General features: G+C 42.9%; 3 protein-coding genes. All 3 read right to left on the reverse strand.

The window, feature by feature from the left end; all coding sequences use genetic code 11:
• Positions 1-78: 78 nt before the first annotated feature.
• The 3 genes from H7T98_RS09470 to H7T98_RS09480 all read right to left on the reverse strand — a co-directional run bounded on the left by H7T98_RS09470 (position 79) and on the right by H7T98_RS09480 (position 8,304).
• Positions 79-3,258: an SbcC/MukB-like Walker B domain-containing protein gene (locus H7T98_RS09470; protein ID WP_037601921.1), complete on the reverse strand. Its 3,180-nt coding sequence runs from the start codon at positions 3,256-3,258 to the stop codon at positions 79-81.
• Positions 3,255-4,463, reverse strand: a complete 1,209-nt coding sequence (locus tag H7T98_RS09475) for an exonuclease SbcCD subunit D (RefSeq protein ID WP_037601918.1) — start codon at positions 4,461-4,463, stop codon at positions 3,255-3,257. The genes H7T98_RS09470 and H7T98_RS09475 overlap by 4 nt, the downstream gene beginning before the upstream one ends.
• Before the next feature lie 184 nt (positions 4,464-4,647).
• Entirely contained in the window at positions 4,648-8,304 is a 3,657-nt protein-coding gene (locus H7T98_RS09480) for a mucin-binding protein (RefSeq protein WP_201061763.1), read from the reverse strand.
• Positions 8,305-8,828: the final 524 nt, after the last annotated feature.

An 8,828-nucleotide genomic window follows, 5' to 3' on the forward strand; every position in this document is an offset into this window, starting at 1 on the left:
ATTCCTCAGATAATAGACTCCTGTTAAAGGATATATCTTTTGATTCTCGTTAATTGATAGTAATTTAGTTTTTATATTTTACCCTTTATCCACAATCTTAATACGGCTACTGCCATCATGCGACTTGATGATAGCTAATTGTTGGGCGATGCCTTCTTTCATGTCGTCCACGTGACTGATGACACCGACCATACGGTTTTCACCGATTTGTTCCAGAACAGCGATGGCTTTGGTCAGGGCTTCCTTATCCAGTGAGCCAAACCCTTCGTCGATGAAGAGAGCTTCAACAACAGCACCTTTGCTAGTATTTTGCACCACCTCTGAGAGGGATAGGGCAATAGCCAGTGCAGCGATAAAGGTTTCTCCTCCAGACAAGGATTTGACGGAACGCTCGCTACCTGTCAGCTGGTCATAGACGTTGATGTCCAAACCAAAGTGATCACGCGCCCGACGCCCTTCTTCACTCAAGACAAAGGAATAGCGGTTATCCGTTAAGAGACCGATGTAGTTAGCATTGGCATAGTCTAAGATTTGTTGGAAATACTGACGGATAACATAGACTTCAAGATTGAGTCGTCCAGTTAGTGCTGTATTTTCTCCCTTAACCACCTTAACCAGATCGCTGAGCTCTTGGTGAGCTTTAAAGGCCTCTTGATTACTGTCTTGAAGGGTTTTGGCCGCTTGGTAGGTAGCCGTCGCATCTTTAATCCCCTTCTCAATGACAGACACCTGAGCCAGCTGCTTATCATAGCTCTCCTGACAATCCTCTACTGCTTGTGTTAGATTGCCAAGGTCTGGCTTTTCTTGGTCTTTGATAAGCTCTTGACCCTTGACAATCTGCGCCTTCAACTCTTGTTTAAGAGTTTGGTAGCTTGTCAATTGAGCCTGGAGCTCAGGAATCGCTTGCTTATTCACCTCAAGAAGCCAAAGCTGGATTTGCTCTAGGTCATTGGTGAGGGCCCCTTCAGCCATAAGACTTTGGTCTAGTTCAGCCGATAAACGCTTAGTTTCTTGGCTAGCATTTTCTTTAGACTTGGTTAAGCTCTCAAGTTGCCCCTTGATGCCTTGAATGTCAGCATGAAGTTGGTTGTAGGCTCCACTATTTTCCTTGACTTGCTTATTGTAGAGGTCCAACTCCTGCTTTGCTAGGGAAATACGTTCTTGATAAACCTCAACAGATTCAAGCTCTTGATGAGCTTCTTGTAACTCCTTAAGACGTTCCTTAGCTTGGTCAAGCGCCGCCTTAGCCTCTTGATAGGCTTTAGCCAAATCTATCAATTTTTCCTGAGCTTGCCCTAACTTCTCTTGATAATGGACACGATCTGCCTCTTCCTTATCAAAGCGTTTGTGTAGATCTTGATAATACTGCTCAACCTTTCGGAGTAAGGCTTGTCCACAGTCTGCTTCATAGTCCTCTGAAAAATCAAAATCAAATTGTCCCTTAACTTGCTCCTGGAGTTCTTGATAGTGTTTTTCGAGAGCTAGCTTGACTTTAGCCACTTGGTCAAGCAAATCTTGACGTTTAGATTCAACTTCGCTCAAGGTAGCCTGACGGTTTGACAAGGTAGCGACTTTCTTTTCTTTTTGAGCTTGAAGTTCCTCCACCTGATTCATGAGATCCTTCAAGGCCGCTTCATTCGCCTGTGTCCCATCGACCTTAGGATGGTCAATGGAACCACAAACCATACATGGCTGTCCATCCTCTAATTCTGCCTGCAACTGGGCAATCATGAGTTGACGACGTGAAGCTAAAGTGGTTGCTAACTGGTCTTCCAATTCCTTGAGACTTTCTTGAACTTGGTCAATATCCAAAGATAACCCTTGTTGACGTTTTTCCGTCTTGGCCAACTCCTGCTTCAAGTCCTCTATTTCTTTCAGGTCCTGAGCCAGTTGATTATCCACATTGTAACCCACAGACTGGAGGAGTTTTTCGGCTTCATGCAAGCTATCTAAACTTAGGCGATTGGCCTCCAAATCTGACAAGGACTTGTTAAGCGTCTCAATCTTTTTCGACGCCTGTTGATAGGTTTCTTCCAACTGCTTGTAGTTAGTGCTTGAACGTTTGATTTTCTCCTGCTCTCGGACAAGACTCTGAGCATAGATAATATCCTCTTTCCAAGTTTCAAGCTCCTCTTCTTTTTGAAGAGAGTCCTTAGATTGAGCTGCGAGTGCCTCTTTTTGAGCCTTAACTCCCTCAAAAGCCTGCTGCTTTTCACTCAATTCTTCCTGAGCGATTTCAAGATCCTGCTCTAATTGCAACAACTGTTTCTGATATTGTTTAAGGCTACTAATGGTTTCCTGCAGACCTTGAGCGAACTGCAATTCCTCCAGATGCACTTTGGCTTCTGCCTGTTCCTGAGCACCTTCCTCAATTTCCAGACGGTAACGCTCCTTGGCTTGCTTCAATTCTTGGAAAATCTTTGCCAAATCTTGGGCAGTTTGCAAGCTCTTCTGCAGTTTAACCAAATCCTCATAGGCATCCTTCAAGATGCTTTTTTGCTCCGTAAGACTTTCTTGACGCTGAGACAAAAGCTCTTCAAGGCGTGCCAATTTTTCAGAGGCTGGCGTTTGGATCAAGACTGCTAATTCCTCCTCAGACCACACCTGACTGGCAAAATGGCCATCTAGCTGAGCTTGGCGCTTATCCATATCCTTATTGCTCTGACGAAGACGCTCTTCCAAGCTCTTTTGAAAACGGTCAAAAATACCCGTTCCAAAGATTTTCTTTAAAATTTGAGTCTTGGTCTTGGAATCTTCTTTCAAGAAACGGCTGAAATCATTTTGCGGTAGGAGAATAATCTGCTTGAACTGCTCAGCATTGAGCCCCAAAATCTGCTCAATCTGGTCACTCACTTCCTTGATCTTATCCCCAAGCTTTTCAATTTCCTTACCCCCAATCTTATCCACAATGACTAAAGAAGCCGTCGCCTTTTGCATGGTCGTGCCCCCACCTCGCTTGGCTCTCTCCTGCTGGAGCACTCGCTCAATGCGATAAAGTTGCTTGCCTTGTTGGAAATAAAAGATTACCTTGGTCAAGTCATCCTCTGGACCAGCGAAGGTTGACCGCATCTCCTCAACATTGCGATCGCCACTGGTTGTGGCAAACAAGGCAACCGTCATGGCATCAAAGAGGGTACTCTTACCAGCCCCTGTGTCCCCACCAATCAAAAAGAGGGGAGCATGGTCAAACTGGGTGAAATTGATGACTTCCTTACGATAAGGTCCAAAATTGGTCAATTCTAACTGAACTGGTCTCATTGTCCACTCCTTCCAATCTCCTCAAAAATACTTTCCACAAGGGCAGTTTGTCTCTCAGACAAGACATCGCCCCCAGTCACTGTCTGGTAAAAATCAGAGACAATTTCCTGAGGCGACTGCATTTCCAAATCTTTTAAGTGCTGATCTACAGTCAAGCTTTCTTCCCTGACATCACCCAAACGACTGAAAGTGATTTCTACAATGTCTGTACCATAAATCTCTTCCAGACGGGCACGCACATTGATGCCCTCTAATTCCTTACGACTGGACAATTGAATATCAAAGGCAAACCAAGCCTTTTGACAAGGTTGTCCTTTATAAAATTCAGGTGACACCAAGGTTTCAAAAGGCTCCTGCAAGGTCACAATCGGCCGTCTGACCTCTAAAGGATGGAAGGCCTGAGACAAGTCTCCAGTTGCATCTAAGTCAAGAATATAAACGCCTTTTTCTTCCCTACGCTTGGCTTCTTTGACATTAAAGGTGACCGGACTGCCTGAATATTGCACGCGCTGGCTCGGACTGGCAAAACGCGTATGGATATGCCCTAAAGCCACATAATCGAAAGCCTTAAAAAGGTCACTGGTCACATTAGAAAGACCACCTACCGTATTGCTAGTTTCAGACAACATCAATTCCCGTAGACCTTGACCATCACTATCATCCTTCTTAGAAACCGCAAAATGCGTCACCAAGACATGGGCCTTGTCAGGATCAAAAGCTTTTTCCATATCCTCGAGAATATAGGCCAAGGCATCACCAATTCCCTGAACTTCCTTATTCTCATCGTCTTTATAGTAAATACGAGCATCAATGGGGTCAATAAAGGGAAGCAGGAAAATCTGGCAAGCCTCCAACTCAATAGGCTCAAAAGCCTCCTCCAAACGTGTGCTTAAATGAAGACCCTGATGTTGAAAAAACTCTCGTCCAAAATGCAAACGTTCAGCACCATCGTGGTTGCCACTGATAGCATAGACAGGAATCTGCTCCTCCAAGACCAAGCGGGCCAAGGTCTTATTAAATAGCTTAATCGCATCCACAGGCGGCACCGCACGGTCATAGAGGTCTCCCGCAATGATAACCCCATCCACTTTTTCGCTAATAGCTAAATCCACAATCTGTTGAAAGGCCCACTCCTGCTCCTCCAACAAAGACCAGCCATTGAGGGTTCGCCCCACATGCCAATCTGACGTATGTAAAAACTTCATGACAGTCTCCTCATTCGTTTTGTCTTACTCTATTGTACCTTATCAAGCTAAATACTGCTTAAAAGATTCACAAACCTTGGGAGATTCCGTGAATTTTATCCGCAGACCAAAAAATCTCTCCCGAGCAATCACACTCGAGAGAGATTTTATTTTTGGAATTTATGAGAGATAAGGTGTGGAAATCTTAGTCTTGGTTTTTACGACGATTCATAGCCGCAAGTCCTGACATAAGTCCCATAACAACAACACCCATTGCTGCAAGGTTGTTATCTGACTCACCTGTTACTGGCAATTGTCCGTCGCCTTCTTTAGCTTTATCAGAACCATCTGCCTTCTTACCATCTTTGTTTCCAGATTTCTTCTTATCTGAACCTTTACCATCTGAAGCGCCATCGGCTGCTGATCCAGAACCTTTAGAACCTTTAGAACCTTTAGATCCATTTGAGGCCGCTTTTACAGCTTTAGAAGTTGAATTTCCACCATTTCCAGATTGACCATTATTACCATTTGAAGGTGTTGAGCCATCTTCGACCTTACGATAGATATAGGTCACGACTGTTTGACCTTTTGTCATCTTGTCTGTAGATTTACCTTCTTGACGAATCAATTCGTATTTCACACCATTACGGTAGATATAACGGTCACCGTGAACGTTAACTTCAGAACCAACAGAGTTAGTGATCACAAGTGGCATCTTGATTTGGTTACCATACTCGTCACGGTAGATAACAACGATAGTACCAACTTCTTTGTTAACTGCCGGTTTAGCAGGTTCTGCATTAACCACCTTGTAAACAACCTTTGTATCTTCACCAGGGTTGCTTGGTGTCACACCAGTCTTATCAGCCTTGTAACCTTTCACTTCAGGAACAAGAGTCATAGCAGCCTTAGTTGGATCGTTAGGATCATTTGTGTAAGCAACTGCTTCAACACCTGGGATTGGATTCCCTTTTTCGTCAACGGCAATAATCTTACCAAATTTAGTGTAAGTTACAGTCTCAACCTTGCTGTCCATAGTGACATCTTGAGAAGCCACACTGCCTTTATCGGCGAAGTAACCGTTAACCATTGGTGTAATCACGAGATCAAACTTAGTCTTATCTGCCTTCCATTCACCTGCAGTAAGAATATCACCTGTTACAGAGTCAAGCGTCAATGAACGTTTCCATTGTGCTTTCTGAACACTGTCTACTGGCAATTTAGCATTGCTATCTTTGCTTGCATAGTGAACAGTATATGTCACATCTTTAAGGTAAGCATCCTTAGCTGGCCATTTTGGACCGTTTGGTTGGTTAGGATAGATTGGTGTTCCTGGTTCGTGAGCATTGTCTGGATTAAAGTCAAGTGCTACACGTTTGAAGCTTACTGTCCAAGCTTGGTCAACTGTGCTATCCAAGTCAAAGCTTGCACCAGCTGGGTAACCATCTGTTACAAGGACATAGCCAAGGTCTTGATAGTGTTTGATACGTTCAGCTGTTGAATAGTTAACCGCTTCACCAGACTTACCAGCCAAAGTAACAGTTTCAAGGATTGAACCACTTGTTTTATCACGGTAAACAACACTTGCTTTTTGATCGTTCTTAACATAAACAACCTTAGTATCGCTAGACAAGTCACCTGGTGTTGCAGGGACTACCTTAGCAGTGTAACCTGGGATAGTTGGCAAGTTCTTGTCAACCGCAATCATCTTAGTTGGATCGTTAGGATCATTGATGTAGGCAGTATCAGACACACCTGCAATTGGGTTACCATTTTCATCAACAATGACGAACTTACCAAAGGCCTTGTAGGTTACTGTATCAGTCGCTTCTGGAGCATCTGGAGTAACTGTCTTACCACCTGCTACAGCTTTATCGGCAAAGTAGCCATTCACAACAGGAACCTTAACTGTACCGTAAGTGTGGCTAGTTTCGTTCCAAGTCACCTTACCAGTCGCTTGGTTATCCTTACCTGCAAAGGTATAGTCAGATTTCACATCTGCAGCTGGTGTTTTATCGCCAGCACCTTGGAAAGTTACAGTTTGTTTCGTCGCCTTAGTCACATCGTTAACGATTGCTACGTAAACGACACGAGTATCTTCACCTGGATTTGATGGTGATGCAGGGATAACTTTAACAGTGTAGCCAGGAATGCTTGGAAGCGTCTTGTCGATGGCAATCATCTTAGTTGCATCATTTGAATCGTTAGTGTAGGCAGTTGTTGATACACCTGGAATTGGATTTCCATTTTCATCCACAGCGATAAATTTACCAAAGGCTTTGTATGTCACTGTGTCTGTTGCATTTGGTGCATCCGGAGTAACTGTCTTACCACCTGCTACAGCTTTATCGGCGTAGTAACCAATAACAACTGGAGTCTTAACTGTGCCATAAGTGTGACTAGTTTCTGTCCAAGTTGTTGTGTTGGTTGTAGGGTCTTCTTTACCATTGAAGCTAAAGTCATTTTGAGTGTTAGCAGCTGGTGTCTTCGTATCAGCACCAGTGTAAGTCACTGTTTGACTTGTGGCTTTAGTAACATCTTTCGTGTCTTTTTCAACGATAATGTGGTAACGGTAACCTGGAGCTAGGTATTGACCACCACCATTGGCATCAATTGAAGCGTCCAAACCTTGTGAACCGTTAGCAAATTGAACAAGGTCAACGACACGGGTTTGGTTACGGTCCCAAGCACGTTCTGAACGGATAGTTGCAATACCGTTGTTATAGTCGTATTGACGTTCTGACTTCAAGACATCTACATAAGCATTAGCTTTTGATTTGTCAGCAGATGCATACTTGATGCGGTATCCTGCTGGTACTGGTGGAAGTTCTGTTACACCAGCATCGTAGATTTTATTGTAAGTCTTACCGTTTGCTGTGATTGTTTCAGTTGAGTTATTGATACGGTAGGTTGAAGATCCAGGAATCTTGTTTCCTGCTTCATCAACATAGTCAATAATACCAAGGTTGGCATAGTTTACGACAACCATGTAGTTACCATTTGTAATGTAGTCATAAGGTCTCATAACCCCACGATTATCACGACCAACTTTGAGGTGGTTGATGTAATCAATATTAACAAAGTATTGTTGACGCTCTGGCAAATAGGCAAGTTTGTAGCCAAGGTTTGTCAAGTCAGGGTTTGTTGAGCCTGCTCCAGCATTTGTCAAAACAGCAACCGCATCAGTTGTACGAAGGCTACGGTTTGATACCGCAAGTCCCATAGCATTGATGAGATTTTCAGAGTTAAGACTTGCTTCAGCAGCATTCAATTCACTGCTTGTCACAGCCAACTCGCTAGTCGCTACTTTAAGGACGCTATTTACAGCGTTAGTTGTAGACTCTGCACTTGCAGTTTCTGCTGCAGTCGCAACTGAAGCAGCCGCACTTGTTTGTGCTGATACTTGACCAGCAGCTGGAGTTTCTGCTACAGCTGTTGAGTTAAGAGCTTGTGCACTAGTAGCTACAGATGAAACATTTGCTACTGCAGATTCAGAGCTCGCTTGCGATGCAGCCTGAGAAGTTGCTTCTGAACTAGCTGCTGTTTGACTAGTTGTTGAAGCTGCTTGGCTGTTTTGAGCTGCTGATTGCGGTTGTTCACTAGCCAAGGCCACAGTAGAGACTGAACTTGGTGCGTTTTCTGTTGTTGCTGGCGCTACTGATGCTGTTGTTGGCGTTGATTGCTCCACGACGACATCTGGCTCAGCAGTTGTTTCCATACCTGCGGTAGTTGGTGCTACCGTTTCATCAGCTTGGGCACCCTGCGCATTTGAGAAGATTGAAACTCCCAAAAGGACAGAGGCTACACCAAAGCTATATTTTCTTAATGAAAAACGTTGGCGTTTATTAAACATATCTCTCATAATAATAAATTTCCTCAATATCCAAATTACTTTATATACAATTTCCATTTTATACTATAATTATTAAATTGTCAAATATATACTAATAATTGTGTAAAAGTTTAACTTTTATTAGAAAACATTAATTTAAAACTTTTATCTAAGTCCTTTGAAACATCAAAACATTCGTGCTTTCATTTTCCAAAACCCCACTTTTTGTTAGTTTTATAATTTTCGAAATATTTTTAACCGATAATCTTTTTTATTAAAAACACCCATTCCCGATACGACATTATTTGGTTTTGATTCTATTTATTAAAATACAAAATTTATACCTTCAAAAAGAATATTTTTTTAAACCTCCTAACTCACATCTTACCGCTTGATTTCTAAATCCCTTATCACTACTAGGTTTTCAGACTTTTTGGCACAAGATTTCAAGAAAGATTCAAAAATCCCCTTGGCTTTTGTACTGACCCCAAAAAGTTAGACAATTAATTTATCCAAAGGATTTAGTTCTGTATTGCACAGGGCTAAATCCTTTT

Source organism: Streptococcus sp. 23.2, assembly GCF_016648665.1.
In the GTDB taxonomy this organism is placed as follows: Bacteria; Bacillota; Bacilli; order Lactobacillales; family Streptococcaceae; genus Streptococcus; species Streptococcus salivarius_E.